We start from the raw sequence: 14,908 nt of genomic DNA on the forward strand, positions 1-14,908 counted from the left end.
CAAATCGAAATCAATTGTTGGGCAAGGCTTCACCTACCGTGCAGAATGTGGGTTCGACCGGTTCGCTGCACGGAATGTTGCCGAACTCGATCATGGTGAGCCTGGCCTTGCCGCGCATCAGATAGTCCAGGAATTGGGCAACCAGTGAATCGCCGGCGATCGGACCGTGCGTATAGGCGTACTCGACCCCGGTGAACGGGTAGCGACCCGCCCGCATCGCGTCCGGCGACGCGCTGACCCCGTCGATCGACACCGCGGTGACCTCGGCCGTGACCGACGAGGTCTCCAGATAGCCCACCGCACCAGGGGTTTTGGCAACGAAGGTAGCCATCTCGTCGGTCACATCGACCTCGCAATGGTCACCGGTGCGTGCCATGCCGATGCAGCTGCTGTAGCGCAACACCTTGCGGTTGTCCTCGAGCATGCGCGATTCGAGTGCACGACGGGTGCCGGAGCCCGCCGTGCGGTCGATCAGGACAACCGGTAGATCGGCGCCGCCGAGCTGACTCCAGTTCCGTATATTTCCGCGGTAGAGGTCTCGGATCTGATGAGTGGAGAGGTCTTTGATGCCGATGCCGGGATGCAGGACCATCGAGAACGAGCTGAGCGCCAATCGGTGCCCGGCCAGGGTTTCGAAGGAATTGCCCTTCGAGCCGTCGCCGATCGCGAGCATGTTCTGCGTCGCGCCCGCACGGGTCAGCGTGCGCAGACCCGGCTCGGTGCCGGTGAAGTCGAAGGCGAATTTCGCGTCGGTGCAGGTCTTCTCGTAGCTCTGCGCGGCGCGCCGGATCATCGGGGCCATGGCCGTGGACCCGACAATGGTGAGTTGACCAGCGGCGCAGTCCTTCGGCGGCGGATCCGGTTGCACGACAGCATAAATCAACTGGATCACGAACACCACGGCCATGAACAGGCCGAAGCCGAGCAGCAGCGGCTCGCGCCGGGACCGGGTGGTGGTCATGTAGATGCTGCCGCCCCGGAGGCTGCCTCCGTGCACCACGATCTCGCGATCGTCGGTGATCGGGTCGGCGTCTTGGGCTTGCAACAATGCGAGCACCTTGTAGTGCTCGCCGCGCTGCAAGATCTCCTTCGGCAGCACGATCCTGCCCTGCCCCTGCGCGGTGGTGCTGGTTTCGATGGCGCGCAGTTCGGCACTGAAGTGATCGCGCGCTCGACGTTCACCGGACCGGGTGACCCGCTCGGTCACCTCGGTCGCCAGCACGCTGTGCCCCGGGAACACCAGGCGCGGGCGATCGGCGGACCGATAGTCGTCGTCATCTATGACGGTGCCGCCGTCGTTCTCGATTCGGATCAACACCATCGTCATGTCCGAGGCATTGGGCACCATGAGCGGAATCCGACTCACCGGCGTATTCATCTGCACGCGATAGCCCAGGTATTTTCGTCCGACGAAGACGAATTCGCGCAGGAAGGCGGCTACCGCTACCGCGATGCCGACCACCGACAGCGCGATGTCGATCGGAAATTCGCTCACCAGTCCCCCACAATGCTCGCCGCCGCGTACAGCGAGTTGAGTTATATCAGAACGTCACCCGTTCGAGTCCCCGCACCAGGCGAGCAACTCCTCGACCGGCCAGGTGTCGATCACCTTATCGGCGGACACGCCGTGTGCGAGTGCGCGTTCGCATCCGTAACCCTGCCAAGCCAATTGGCCAGGTGCGTGGGCGTCGGTGTCGATGCTGAACAAGCAATCCATCTCGACCGCCAGCTCGATCAGACGACCAGGCGGGTCGCGACGTTCGGGGCGGCTGTTGATTTCGACGGCGGTGCCGTAGCGGCGGCAGGCCTCGAAGACGAGTTCGGCGTCGAACGACGATTCAGGGCGGGTGCCACGAGACCCTTCGACGAGGCGGCCGGTGCAGTGGCCGAGGATATCGACATTCGGGTTCGCCACGGCGTAGACCATGCGTTTGGTCATGGTGTCGCGGTCGTCGCGCAGGTGCCAGTGCACGCTGGCGACAACGACATCCAGACGTTCGAGGAGTTCGGCCTGCTGGTCGAGGGTGCCGTCGTCGAGGATGTCGACCTCGATGCCGGTGAGGATGCGAAAGGGCGCCATCTGCTCGTTGAGCTCGGCGATCACGTCGAGTTGACGTAGCAGCCGCTCGGCGGACAGGCCGTTGGCGACTTTGAGGCGCGGGGAATGGTCTGTCAGAGCGCAGTATTCGTGCCCCAGCGCCGCCGCTACGCCCATCATCTCAGCGATCGGACTACCACCATCGGACCAATCCGAATGGGTGTGCAGATCGCCACGCAGCGCCGCGCGCAACTCCTCGCCCGCCGGCGCGATCGGCTTCGCCTCCTTGCGGAGCTCAGCCAGATAGTCGGGCACCGCACCGGCACAGGCCTGTTCGATGATGGCCGCGGTCTTCGGCCCGATTCCGGCCAGCTCACGCCAACTGTGTTCGCTTGCGCGAGTATCGAATTCGCCCGAGGAGAGACCGGCCACGACATCGGCGGCGCGGCGGTAGGCCTTCACCCGGTGCGTTTCCGCGCGACTGCGTTCGAGCCAGAACCCGACCTCGCGCAGCGCCGCCACCGGACCCGGACTCGCCGCCGATGTCATCGCGGCTACTTGATCCGGCCGTACTTGAGGAACGCGACGCCGTCGGCGTACACCCGGCTGGTGATCACCCGGAACCGCTCCGGCGCGGGAAGTTTCGCTCCGCCGCCGAAGAGTGGCCTGCCGGTGCCGAGCACCACCGGATGCAGCTTCAGGAACACCTGGTCGATTTCGGGCAGCAGCGTCTGCGCCAGTTCACCACCACCGCAGAGCCAGATCCCCAGTCCGTCTTCGCGTTTGAGCTCGCGCACCGCGGCGGTCGGGTCCTCGGCGATCAGCTCCACACCCGGCGCGGGCGATTCGGGCAGCGTCGTGGACACCACGAATTGGCGTAGATGTTCGTACGGGCTGGCGGTACCGGTGCGCACCCCGAAGTCGTGGGTCTTGCGGCCCATGATCACGGTATCGAAGTAGATGTTGCCCGCCCCGATGCCGCGCGCCTCGCGCACCTTGGTGGGCAGGGTCTCCGGGTACTGCGAGATGATCGCGGGCCCATGGTCCCCGCCTACCGGAAAGAAATCCAGCGTCCCGTCCTCGGCGGCGATGAAGCCGTCGATCGTCGATGCCACGAAATAGGTCAGCTTGCGCATAACGTCCTCCCTGCACGGACCCGGCCTGTCACGACCTGTCACTGGAAACGTTAGCGTGCCCGGATCAGCGGTGGCGCGGCTTCCGTTGACACTTCGGACAGGAAAACGACGATCGATTCATGAATTGCTCACGAACCAGCAACGTGGCGCACCGATCGCAGGGTTCGTTCGCGCGCCCGTAAGCGGCCAGTGACCGGGCGAAATAGCCGGATTCGCCGTTAACATTCACGTACAGGGCGTCGAACGAGGTGCCACCGACGGCCAGCGCTTCGGTCATCACCGCGGTGACCCCGTCGAGCAGGGTGCGCACGACCGGGCGGGTGAGATCGGCGGCGAGGCGGGTGCCATGCAGACCGGCCCGCCACAGCGCTTCGTCGGCGTAGATGTTGCCGATGCCCGAGATCACCGTCTGATCGAGCAGCACGCGTTTGATCTCGGTGTTCTTGGCGCGGATGGCCGCGACCACGGCCTCGCGGTCGAAGAGTGGGTCGAGCGGATCGCGCGCGATATGGGCCACGGAATCGGGCACCACGGTCCCGTTCACCTCGACGAGGTCAGCGAGCGCCCAGCCGCCGAAGGTGCGCTGGTCGACGAATCGCAGTTCGGCACCGTCACCGAGCACCGCGCGGATGTGCGCGTGTTTCTCGACGGGCGCGCCCGCGGGCTGCACGAGCATCTGACCGCTCATGCCCAGATGCACGACCAGCGCGGTATCGGGCTCGTCGAAGGTGAGCCAGAGATATTTCCCGCGCCGCTGCGCGGAGTCGATCCGCAATCCGGTGAGTCTGGCCGCCAGATCAGCACCACCCGCGACGTGCCTGCGCACAGCTCGCGGGTGGGTGACAGTGACGGTATCGATGGCCCGGCCGACCGCATGATCGGCAAGACCGCGCCGAACAACCTCTACCTCGGGCAGTTCGGGCACGGATCAGGCTTTGTCTGCGGATTCGGCGGTGAGAGCCTTGTAGGCGGTACCGGCGGCCTTCTGCTCGGCTTCCTTCTTGGAGCGGCCGACACCCGAACCGTAAGGATGACCGGCGATCACCGTGGTAGCGGTGAACTCCTTGTTGTGGTCCGGTCCGGTGGAGGTGATCTCGTAGGCGGGCACACCGAGACCGCGCTCGGCGGTGAGTTCCTGCAGGCTGGTCTTCCAGTCGAGGCCCGCGCCCATGCGAGGGCCGCGCTCGAGCAGATCGGCGAACAGGCGAAGCACCACCACGCGCGCGGTTTCGATGCCGTGCTCGAGGTGCACCGCACCGAGCAGCGACTCCATGCCGTCGGCGAGGATGCTCGGCTTGTCGCGGCCGCCGGTGAGCTCTTCGCCCTTACCGAGCAGCAGATACTGGCCGAGTCCGCCGTCGCCGAGGCCACGCGCCACCTCGGCGAGCGCGTGCATGTTCACCACGCTGGCGCGCAGTTTCGCGAGTTCACCCTCGGACTTCTCCGGGTGCTCGGTATACAGGCGCTCGGTGATGCTGAGGCCGAGTACCGAGTCGCCGAGGAACTCCAGGCGCTCGTTGGTCGGCAAACCGCCGTTCTCGTACGCGTACGACCGGTGCGTCAGCGCTAGGCGCAGAAGCTCCGGTCGTACGTCGACACCGAGGGCGGTGAGCAGGCTGGCGTGATCCGCCGCGCCCACATTGTCTTTACTGGCTGTCACGTTGCTAGGAATGATCTACAACGATCAGACTGCAGAGGTGACCTGGCGGCCCTTGTAGGTGCCGCAGGACGGGCACGCGATGTGCGGGAGGGTCTTCTCACCACACGCGCGGTTCGGGCAGGTGACCAGGGTCGGCGCGGTGGCCTTCCACTGGCTGCGCCGCGACCGGGTGTTGGAACGGGACATCCGGCGCTTGGGAACAGCCACGGTACTTCTCCTCTTGGTATTCGCTGACCGCGCGGCATCGCCTGCCGCGGGAGCGGATCGGTATTAGGTGGTGGAACCCTCAGGCGGGGTCGCCGGTACCGGGCTCTTCAGTGGCAAACTTCGCCAACTTCGCCCAGCGAGGGTCCAGTATCTCATGCCCATGATCAGGACCCGCAATCGCCATCCGCACACCGCACTCCGGGCACAGGCCCGCGCAGTCCGGCGAGCACAGCGGCTGCAGCGGAAGCTCCAGCCCGATGGCGTCGAGGATCACCGGCTCGAGGTCGACGAGATCGTCTTCCATGCGGTAGACCTCGGCATCCTCGGTCGTCTGTTCGGTGGTGCTGTCCGGATACGCGAACAACTCCGTCAGACGAATCTCCACCTGGTCGTCGAATGGTTCGAGGCAGCGCGAGCACTCCCCGGCCGTCGGTCCGGACGCCGTGCCGGTGACCAGCACACCCTCCGAGACCGCCTGCAGTTGCAGGTCGAGTTCCACCTCGGCGTCGGCCGGGATGGCGATCAGGTCGAGACCCAGCCGCTCGTGGTCGGTGACAGTGCGACGCAGCTCCCGCATGGTTCCCGGCCGGCGGCCGAGATTGCGGACGTCCAGCACGAAACCCGCCTCCGACACAGGACCATTGGTCTTGCGTGGACGCGTGGGCGAACCGGAACCGGCGGACATCACTGACTCACTAACCTTTGAGGGGATGATGGGCAACCACTCAACAGTACGGCAGGACCCCGTCGGAACTCAAAACGCGCGGTGCGATCAGCGGCGGTGGTCGGCAGCGTATTCGGGGTATTCGGCACCGGGCCCGCTGCGCATCTGCTGGCGACCGCGGGTGATCGAGCGCCGGGTGGTGTTGAGCGTCTCTTCCATCGACGCGAGCCGGTTGCCGAAATCGGCCATCTGCTCGTCGACGTAGTCGTCGCATTCGGTGCGCACCCGGTCGGACTCGGCCTGCGCCTCGTCGATCAGGCGGGCGGATTCGGCGTGCGCGACCCGCACCACCTCGGTCTGCGCGACCAGGCGGGCCTGTTCGGCCTTGCCGTCGGCGACCGAGCGCTCATAGGAGGCCTTGCCCGCTTCGATGGCGCGGTCGGCGTCGATCTGGGCGCGGCCGGTGAGCTCGTCGTATTCGGCGTTGCCGTCGGCGACGACCTGGTCGGCCTCGGCCTGGGCCGAGGTGACGAGGCGGTCGGCGTGGGCGGTGGCCTCGGCGACCATCCGATCGGCGTGATCCTTGGCGTCGGCGAGGATGCGATCGGCCTCGGCGCGCGCGGAGTCGATGGTGGTGCGCGCCTGCTCGTTGGCCGTGGTGACCGTCGTCTCGGCGCCGCTGCGGGCATCGCCGACGATCTTGTCGCGGTGATCGAGGACGTCCTGGGCGTCGTCGAGTTCGCCGGGTAGCGCGTCGCGGACATCGTCGAGGAGTTCGAGGACATCGCCGCGCGGCACGATGCAACTGCGCGTCGGCGGGATGCCGCGCGCCTCTTCGACGATGGCGACCAGTTCGTCGAGTGCTTCGAATACGCGATACATGCTCACTACCCTCCTGCTTCGATCCCGGCGAAACCACTACCGCCGACGCCCAGTGTGCCCTTCTGGGGCGCGTGAGCCGAATGTCGTCGCGGTGTGTCGCGACAGTGTCCAAGATCGCACAGATATCAAGTGGAGTGCGGCCCTCCACTTCGGCTACCATCGGTAAGCACGACAACGCCGTCCGCCGGGAAGCACCGCAGCTCATCCGCTGTTGTACTCACTCGACAGCGACGGTCGTCCACGGAGCGGAGCAGCGTTTGTTCGAGGCTGTTCCACTCGAGCGTCTGTTCATTGGGATCGGAGTCGAACATGACCCTCCTGGAAACCCCTAGGAGTCCGGTGTCGCACGTCGCGGGCATGTTCACTCCCTGGACCGGCCCGTTTCCCGCGGTGGCACCGAGCGAAGTCGCACCCACGCTGCGCCCGCAGTTCGAGGGCGCGCTCACCTACCTGCGCGGCGATCGGGCCCTTCCCCAGCTCTTCCGGTTCGCCCTTGTCGGCGGATCCAGCAATATCGCCTATGTGCTGCTGTTCTTCGCGATGCACAGCGTCGGCCCGCTGATCGCCAACGTGGCCGGGTCGGTGGTCAGTACGGTCATCGCCAACGAATTCCACCGTCAGCTCACCTTCCACGCCACCGACCGGGTCACCTGGTTCACGGCGCAGTGGGAAGGCGGCGGAATCGCGTTGATCGGTCTCGCGATCACCACCGCGGGTTTGGCCGGACTGGATTTCTGGGCGCCCGGTCTGGGCGACATCACCCAAGCCCTGACGGTCCTCGCCATCACCGCCGCGGTCGGCGGCATGCGCTTCCTTGCGCTGAGAGGCTTGTTCCGCCTCCCGGTCCCCGCGACATCCAGCCAGGGCTAGCCGGCCGGGACTCGCGTCGGCGGCCGGCGGTTGGGCGTTCGGCCCAGTCGGCTCCGGTCCGGTGCGCTAACCCTGTTCTGACGAGATCAGCTCTTGCGTTCCGCGATCCGGTCGAGGAGGCGCTTGTGGACGGCCGGCGGGAGCATGTCGCTCACGTCGCCACCCAGGGCCGCTACTTCCTTGACCAGGGAGCTGGACAGGAAGCTCAGGGACGGGTTGGTGGCGATGAAGAAGGTGTCCACGCCGGCCAGTTTGTGGTTCATCTGGGCCATTTGGAGTTCGTAGCCGAAATCGCCCGCGTCGCGCAGGCCCTTGACGATCGCGGTGACGCCTTCCTGCTTGGCGAAGTCCACCGTGAGCCCCTGCCAGGAGGCGACGCGCACGTTCGGCAAGTGCGAGACCGATTCGCGCAGCAGGTCCATGCGCTCCTCGACGGTGAACATGCCCTGCTTCTTGGGGTTCACATTGACGGTGATGATCACCTCGTCGAACTGCGCGGCCGCGCGAGCGAACACGTCGAGGTGACCGTTGGTGACCGGGTCGAAGGAGCCGGGGCACAGTGCTGCAGCCATAGGTCAGACGCTAGCACCGTACTCGGCCAGCTCGACTCTGGTCTCCCCGTATTTACGGGTCTTCAAGGCCACATAGCCTGTGGGCCAGGCGATTTCGGGTGAACGACTCGATCGTTCGACTACCACCAGCGCCTCGGGGGCGAGCCAGCCGTTGCTCGCCAACGCGGTGAGGTCGGCGATCACGTCTTCGGTGCTCACGTCGTAGGGCGGGTCCGAGAACACCACGTCGTATGCCCTCGGCGCGGTCTGTTTCAGCACCGAGGAAACGCTGCCGAGCCGCAATTCGGCACCGGGCAACCCGAGCTCGGCGATATTGGCGCGTACGACCTCGCCCGCCTTGCGGTCGGACTCGATGAGCAGCGCCTGCTCGGCGCCGCGTGAGAGCGCTTCCAAGCCCAGCGCACCCGAGCCCGCGTACAGGTCGAGGACCAGCGTCCCGTCCAGATCGAGGCGGGCATCGATCGCGCTGAACAGGGCTTCGCGCACCCGATCGGAGGTGGGCCTGGTGCCTGCGGGCGGCACCTTCAAGCGCCGCCCGCCTGCCACACCCGCGACGATGCGCGTCATTCCGACTCGCGTGCGACCAGTTCCACCAGCAGGTCGCCGCCCTCGACCTGGGCCACCTTGGTGGTCGCGATCCGGCCGACCACGCCACCGCGCGGCGCGGTGATGGCCGCTTCCATCTTCATCGCCTCGATCGTGCCGACAGTGTCACCGGCGTGGATCTCGTCGCCCTCCGACACCGCAAGGGTCACCACACCGGCGAACGGCGCCGCGATATGCCCTGCGTTGTTCTTGTCGGCCTTCTCCGCCGCGGGCACCTCGGAGGCGACGGAGCGGTCACGCACCGCGACCGGGCGCAACTGCCCGTTCATGATGCACATCACCGTGCGCATGCCCTTCTCGTCGGGCTCGGAGATCGCCTCGAGGCCGATGAGCAGCGTGACGCCCTTCTCCAGCTGCACGCGGTGTTCTTCGCCGCGACGCAGGCCGTAGAAGAACTGGTTCTCCGACAGCCCGGTGGTGTCGCCGTACTTCTCGCGGTGGGTGTTGAATTCGGCGGTCGGGCCGGGGAACAGCAGCCGGTTCAGCGTGGCGCGACGCTCGTCGGACGAGCCGTCGAGCAACTTCTGATCCGCCGGGCTCAACGGGGTCTCGGGCTTGGGCTCGTTGCGCCCGGCCAGCGCCTTGCTACGGAACGGCTCGGGCCAGCCGCCCGCAGGGGTGCCGAGTTCACCGCGCAGGAAGCCGATCACCGAATCCGGGATGTCGTAGCGGCCCGGATCGGCGGCGAAGTCCTCGATGTCGACACCGGTGCCGACCAGCGCGAGCGCGAGGTCACCGACGACCTTCGACGACGGAGTCACCTTGATCAGGCGACCGAGCAGCCGGTCGGCGGCCGCGTACTTGGCCTCGACCTCTTCGAACCGGTCGCCCAGGCCGAGCGCGATCGCCTGCTGACGCAGGTTCGACAGCTGACCACCCGGGATCTCGTGGGTGTACACACGACCGGTCGGCGCGGGCAGGCCCGACTCGAACGGCGCGTAGACCTTGCGCAGCGCCTCCCAGTACGGCTCGAGGTCGCACACGTTGCGCAGGTTCAGGCCGGTGTCGTGTTCGGTGTGCGCGGTAGCGGCCACGATCGCCGACAGCGCGGGCTGTGAGGTGGTACCCGCCATGGCCGCGGACGCGCCGTCGACCGCGTCGGCCCCGGCCTGCCAGGCCGCCAGGTAGGTGGCCAGCTGACCACCGGGGGTGTCGTGGGTGTGCACGTGCACCGGCAGATCGAAGTTACTGCGCAGTGCGGTCACGAGTTTCGCGGCCGCGGGGGCGCGCAGCAGGCCGGCCATGTCCTTGATCGCGAGCACGTGCGCGCCCGCGTCGACGATCTGTTCGGCCAGCTTCAGGTAGTAGTCGAGGGTGTAGAGCTGTTCGTTCGGGTCGAGCAGGTCACCGGTGTAGCTGAGCGCGACTTCGGCTACGGCGGTACCGGTTTCGCGGACCGCGTCGATCGCCGGGCGCATCTGGTCGACGTTGTTGAGCGCGTCGAAGATGCGGAAGATATCGATACCGGTGGTGGCGGCCTCGGAAACGAACGCGCGCGTGACCTGTTCGGGGTAGGGCGTGTAGCCGACGGTGTTGCGACCGCGCAGCAGCATCTGCAGGCAGATGTTCGGCACGGCTTCGCGCAAGGCGGCCAAGCGTTCCCACGGGTCCTCGTGCAGGAACCGCAGTGCCACATCGTAAGTCGCGCCGCCCCAAGCTTCGATCGAGAGCAGTTCGGGGGTCAGCCGCGCGACGTGCCCGGCCACACCGAGCAGACCGTTGGTGCGCACACGGGTCGCCAGCAGCGACTGGTGCGCGTCACGGAAGGTGGTGTCGGTGACGCCGAGCGCCTTCTGCTCGCGCAGCGCCTTCGCGAAACCCTCCGGCCCGAGAGCGAGCAGACGCTGACGCGAACCGTCCGGCGGCGGCAGCGTCAGGTCGACGGCGGGCAGCTTGTCGTAGGGGTACACCGTGGTCGGACGGTCACCGTTGGGCTTGTTGACGGTGACGTCGGCCAGATAGGTCAGGATCTTGGTGCCACGGTCGGCCGACCCACGCGAGGTGAGCAACTCGGGACGCTCGTCGATGAACGAGGTGGTCACCCGGCCCGCCTGGAAATCGGGGTCGTCGAGCACCGACAGCAGGAACGGGATGTTCGTCGTCACGCCACGGATCCGGAATTCGGCCAGCGCGCGGCGGGCGCGCGCGGCGGCGGCGGGCAGGTCGCGTCCACGGCAGGTGAGCTTGACCAGCATCGAGTCGAAGTAGGCGCCGATCTCCGCGCCCAGGTTCGCCCCACCGTCGAGACGGATACCCGCGCCGCCCGGGGTGCGGTAGGCGGTGATGCGGCCGGTGTCGGGGCGGAACCCGTTGGCCGGGTCCTCGGTGGTGATGCGGCACTGCAGCGCGGCACCGCGAATCTGCACCGTCTCCTGACTCAGGCCGAGGTCAGCGAGGGATTCACCCGCCGCGATGCGCAGCTGCGACTGCACCAGGTCGACATCGGTGATCTCCTCGGTGACCGTGTGCTCCACCTGGATACGCGGGTTCATCTCGATGAACACGTGGTTGCCGCGCTCGTCGAGCAGGAACTCCACGGTGCCCGCGTTGATGTAGCCGATCTGGCGAGCGAACGCCACCGCGTCGGCGCAGATCCGTTCGCGCAGTTCCGGTGACAGGTTCGGGGCGGGCGCGAGCTCGATCACCTTCTGGTGGCGACGCTGCAGCGAACAGTCCCGCTCGAACAGGTGCATGACATTGCCGTGCTGGTCGGCCAGGATCTGCACCTCGATGTGGCGCGGGTTCACCACCGCCTGCTCGAGGAACACCGTCGGATCACCGAACGCCGACTCCGCTTCGCGCGAGGCCGCTTCGATCGACTCACGCAACTGCTCGGGCGCGGCGACCCGGCGCATGCCACGACCACCACCACCGGCGACGGCCTTGACGAAGATCGGGTATTCGAGTTCGGCCGAGGCGGTGAGCAATTCGTCGATATCGGCCGACGGCTCGCTGGACTTCAGCGTCGGCAGCCCGGCCGCCTTGGCCGCGGCGATGGCCGTGGCCTTGTTGCCGGCCATCTCGAGGATCTGGGCGGTGGGTCCGATGAAGGTGATGCCCGCGGCGGCACAGGCCGCGGCGAGGTCGGGGTTCTCCGACAGGAAACCGTACCCGGGGTAGATCGCGTCCGCGCCCGCGCTCTTGGCGGCCTCGATGATCGCCTCGATCGACAGATACGCGCGAACCGGGTGACCCTCTTCGCCGATCTGATAGGACTCGGCCGCCTTCAGGCGATGCACGGAATTGCGATCCTCGTACGGGAACACCGCGACCGTTCCGATGCCGAGTTCGTAGGCCGCGCGGAAGGCACGGATAGCGATCTCACCACGATTTGCGACCAAGACTTTCGAGAACATTGGCCTACGGTACCCGGACCCGACCGGCGGCCGGACACGCAAGGTGGCTTCGCAGCAATCTTCACACCGCACACCCGCCCACCTGCGAAGTTGCGTTCATCAGGCCGTCACATCTCACCGCGGAAAGCGGCGTGCGGTGCGCCGCGCACGGTCGGTGCGCAACCGCAGGTCACAGCACTGATCGTGGCGCCTCGGCGCACCGCGTGCCCGCCGAGGGCCTATGCTGGGTGACGCAGCTGGTTCGCCTGCGCGGTGGAAGAGTCGGAGCCCCGACCTCCCGCACAGGCGTCGAATCCGAGTGCGATTCAATTCGCGCCGGGTGAGAGGGAACCCGGTGAGAATCCGGGACTGTCCCGCAGCGGTGAGCGGGAACGACCGCCGTCATCAGCACTGGGCCGCACGCCTGGGAAGCGACGGCCAGTAGGTCGGTCGATCACACGACCGGTGCCCGCGAGTCCGAAGACCTGCCGACTGTGCCGGATACGCCGTATCCGGCGGCCACCGCCTCGTGGATCGGGCGCGCGGACCACCGAAATGCCGGCCTGTCGTGTTCACGACCGGTTCCGGCGGTGTGGCGCGTACCCGCGAAAAGGCGACGGCTCCCCCTGCACGACACTGGAGAATCTCCGTGACTGTTACGCACACCCCGTTCACCGCAACGGTTCTCGGCCTACCGCGCGTCGGCCCGAACCGGGAACTCAAGCGCGCCACCGAGTCCTACTGGGCGGGCCGCGCCGACGCCGCGCACCTGCATTCGGTGGGTCGTCGGCTCCGTCGCGACCAACTCACCGAACTAGCTGCGGCCGGACTGGATTCGGTGCCGGTGGGCACCTTCTCCTACTACGACCAGATGCTCGATGCGGCCGAACTGCTCGGTGCCCTGCCTGCGCGCGTCGCCGGGATCGCCGACCCGCTCGACCGGTATTTCGCGGCCGCGCGCGGCACCGGCACGGTCGCTCCGCTGGAGATGACCAAGTGGTTCGACACCAATTACCACTACCTGGTACCCGAAATCGACGCGACGACCACCTTTTCCCTGCACCCGGGCAAGCTGCTGACCGAACTCGACGAGGCGATCGAGCTGGGCCTGCCCGCGCGGCCGGTAGTGATCGGTCCGATCACCTTCCTGAAGCTGGCCAAGGCCGCCGCCGGGACCGCGCTGGAGCGGCTACCCGAACTGCTGCCGCTGTATCTGGACCTGCTGGCCCAGCTGGCGGACGCGGGCGCGCGGTGGGTGCAGCTCGATGAGCCGGTGCTGGTCACCGACCTCAGCGACGCAGAGCTCGCCCTGGTCGGCCAGACCTACAGCGCGCTGTCGGCCGCGCCGCACCGGCCCGCGATCCTGGTCGCCACCTACTTCGGGCACCCCGATGCCGCCCTGGCGGTGCTGGCCGAGACCGAGATCGAAGGTGTCGCTCTCGATTTCACCGCGGGCACCGAGGTCTCGGCGGTCGCCGCGCTGCCCGCCCTGGCTCGCAAACTGGTGGTGGCGGGTGTGGTCGACGGGCGCAACATCTGGCGCGCCGACCCCGACGCGGCCCTGGGCACCCTGGGCACCCTGCTCGGCAGCGCCGGCTCGGTGGCCGTGTCGAGTTCGTGCTCGCTGCTGCATGTGCCGTATTCGCTGGCCTCGGAGACCGGGCTCGACGAGCGGCTGCGCTCGTGGCTGGCCTTCGGCACCGAGAAGGTCGGCGAGGTGCGCGTCCTGGCGACCGCCCTCACCGCGGGCGTCGACGCCGTCGCCGACGAGCTGGCCGCGGCCCGCGCCGCCGCCGACTCACGCCGCACCGACCCGCGCCTGCACAACGCCCAGGTCCGCGACCGATCGGCCGCGCTCGACGAGAACGATCTGGCTCGTTCCCCGGCCGACGAGCGGCGCGCACTGCAGCGCGATCACCTCGACCTGCCGGTGCTGCCGACCACCACCATCGGCTCCTACCCGCAGACCTCGACCATCCGGCTGGCCCGCGCGGCACTGCGCAAGGGCGAGATCGACCAGGCCGAGTACGTGCGGCGGATGCGGGCCGAGATCGCCGACGTGATCGCCCTGCAGGAGACGCTCGGCCTCGACGTGCTGGTGCACGGCGAACCGGAACGCAACGACATGGTGCAGTACTTCGCCGAACTGCTCGACGGTTTCGCCGTCACCGAGGCGGGCTGGGTGCAGTCCTACGGCACCCGCTGCGTGCGCCCGCCGATCCTGTTCGGCGACGTCACCCGGCCCGAACCGATGACGCTGTCGTGGATCGGCTACGCCCAGTCGCTGACCACCAAGCCGGTCAAGGGCATGCTCACCGGCCCCGTGACCATCCTGGCGTGGTCGTTCGTCCGTGACGACCAGCCGCTGGGCGACTCGGCCCGCCAGGTCGCGCTCGCCATCCGGGACGAGACCGTCGACCTGGAAGCCCAGGGCGCGCGGATCATCCAGGTCGACGAGCCCGCCCTGCGCGAGCTGCTGCCGCTGCGGGCGGCCGAACAGCCCGCTTACCTGCGGTGGTCGGTGGACGCGTTCCGCCTCGCCACCGCGGGCGTCGCCGACACCACCCAGGTGCACACGCACCTGTGCTACTCGGAGTTCGGCGAGGTCATCTCGGCGATCGCGGGCCTTGACGCCGATGTCACCTCGATCGAGGCGGCCCGCTCGCACATGGAGGTCCTCGACGATCTGAACGCGGCCGGTTTCGCGCTCGGCGTCGGGCCGGGTGTCTACGACATCCACTCGCCGCGGGTGCCGTCGGTCGAGGAGATCACCCGCTCGCTGTCGGCCGCGTTGAAAGCGGTTCCCGCCGAGCGCCTCTGGGTGAACCCCGACTGCGGCCTCAAAACCCGCGGCCCGGTGGAGGTCGAAGCGGCACTGCGCAACCTGGTGGCAGCCGCGGCGACCCTGCGCTGACCTGACCACTGCCCCGGCGGTCTT

The 14,908-nt window shown here is 67.6% G+C and carries 13 protein-coding genes and 1 riboswitch; of the genes, 2 read left to right on the forward strand and 11 right to left on the reverse strand.

Annotated elements, in window-relative coordinates:
* Nucleotides 1–10 precede the first annotated feature (10 nt).
* The 8 genes from ACQHI0_RS19840 to ACQHI0_RS19875 all read right to left on the reverse strand — a co-directional run bounded on the left by ACQHI0_RS19840 (nt 11) and on the right by ACQHI0_RS19875 (nt 6,587).
* The gene (locus ACQHI0_RS19840; protein WP_427903351.1) at nt 11–1,495 is read right to left on the reverse strand and encodes a substrate-binding domain-containing protein; all 1,485 of its coding nucleotides are present in this window, start codon (nt 1,493–1,495) and stop codon (nt 11–13) included.
* 54 nt (nt 1,496–1,549) lie between these two features.
* On the reverse strand, nt 1,550–2,587 hold the full coding sequence (locus ACQHI0_RS19845) for a PHP domain-containing protein (RefSeq protein ID WP_427903352.1): 1,038 nt from the start codon (nt 2,585–2,587) through the stop codon (nt 1,550–1,552).
* 5 nt (nt 2,588–2,592) lie between these two features.
* Entirely contained in the window at nt 2,593–3,174 is a 582-nt protein-coding gene (locus ACQHI0_RS19850) for a dihydrofolate reductase family protein (RefSeq protein WP_427903353.1), read from the reverse strand.
* 64 nt (nt 3,175–3,238) lie between these two features.
* Nucleotides 3,239–4,099 carry a bifunctional DNA-formamidopyrimidine glycosylase/DNA-(apurinic or apyrimidinic site) lyase gene (gene mutM / locus ACQHI0_RS19855; RefSeq protein ID WP_427903354.1) on the reverse strand — a complete coding sequence of 287 codons (861 nt, stop codon included), beginning with the start codon at nt 4,097–4,099 and terminating at the stop codon, nt 3,239–3,241.
* A gap of 3 nt (nt 4,100–4,102) precedes the next feature.
* On the reverse strand, nt 4,103–4,834 hold the full coding sequence (gene rnc, locus ACQHI0_RS19860) for a ribonuclease III (RefSeq protein ID WP_427903355.1): 732 nt from the start codon (nt 4,832–4,834) through the stop codon (nt 4,103–4,105).
* Nucleotides 4,835–4,858: 24 nt separating this feature from the next.
* Nucleotides 4,859–5,041 (reverse strand): 50S ribosomal protein L32, encoded by a 183-nt coding sequence (gene rpmF / locus ACQHI0_RS19865; protein ID WP_040708879.1) that lies wholly within the window; start codon nt 5,039–5,041, stop codon nt 4,859–4,861.
* 79 nt (nt 5,042–5,120) lie between these two features.
* Nucleotides 5,121–5,726, reverse strand: a complete 606-nt coding sequence (locus ACQHI0_RS19870; RefSeq protein WP_427903356.1) for a YceD family protein — start codon at nt 5,724–5,726, stop codon at nt 5,121–5,123.
* Between the two features lie 87 nt (nt 5,727–5,813).
* Nucleotides 5,814–6,587 (reverse strand): DivIVA domain-containing protein, encoded by a 774-nt coding sequence (locus ACQHI0_RS19875; protein ID WP_427903357.1) that lies wholly within the window; start codon nt 6,585–6,587, stop codon nt 5,814–5,816.
* A gap of 309 nt (nt 6,588–6,896) precedes the next feature.
* Here ACQHI0_RS19875 and ACQHI0_RS19880 point away from each other — a divergent pair, with 309 nt between their 5' ends.
* Entirely contained in the window at nt 6,897–7,457 is a 561-nt protein-coding gene (locus ACQHI0_RS19880) for a GtrA family protein (RefSeq protein WP_427903358.1), read from the forward strand.
* Between the two features lie 86 nt (nt 7,458–7,543).
* Here ACQHI0_RS19880 and coaD read toward each other — a convergent pair whose 3' ends face one another.
* From coaD to ACQHI0_RS19895, 3 genes are read right to left on the reverse strand one after another with little or no spacing between them, the layout of a single operon-like run.
* Nucleotides 7,544–8,029 carry a pantetheine-phosphate adenylyltransferase gene (coaD, locus tag ACQHI0_RS19885; protein ID WP_427903359.1) on the reverse strand — a complete coding sequence of 162 codons (486 nt, stop codon included), beginning with the start codon at nt 8,027–8,029 and terminating at the stop codon, nt 7,544–7,546.
* Between the two features lie 3 nt (nt 8,030–8,032).
* A complete protein-coding gene (gene rsmD, locus ACQHI0_RS19890; protein WP_427903360.1) occupies nt 8,033–8,596 on the reverse strand; it encodes a 16S rRNA (guanine(966)-N(2))-methyltransferase RsmD in 564 nt (187 codons plus the stop codon).
* Nucleotides 8,593–11,991 (reverse strand): pyruvate carboxylase, encoded by a 3,399-nt coding sequence (locus tag ACQHI0_RS19895; RefSeq protein WP_427903361.1) that lies wholly within the window; start codon nt 11,989–11,991, stop codon nt 8,593–8,595. Before ACQHI0_RS19895 ends, rsmD begins: the two co-directional genes overlap by 4 nt.
* A 293-nt stretch (nt 11,992–12,284) precedes the next feature.
* Nucleotides 12,285–12,477: riboswitch (cobalamin riboswitch) on the forward strand.
* 136 nt (nt 12,478–12,613) lie between these two features.
* On the opposite strand from ACQHI0_RS19895, the gene metE reads away from it, so the two are divergent.
* Nucleotides 12,614–14,884 carry a 5-methyltetrahydropteroyltriglutamate--homocysteine S-methyltransferase gene (gene metE, locus ACQHI0_RS19900; RefSeq protein ID WP_427909232.1) on the forward strand — a complete coding sequence of 757 codons (2,271 nt, stop codon included), beginning with the start codon at nt 12,614–12,616 and terminating at the stop codon, nt 14,882–14,884.
* Nucleotides 14,885–14,908: the final 24 nt, after the last annotated feature.

The organism is Nocardia sp. FBN12 (assembly GCF_050320175.1).
Lineage (GTDB): Bacteria > Actinomycetota > Actinomycetes > Mycobacteriales > Mycobacteriaceae > Nocardia.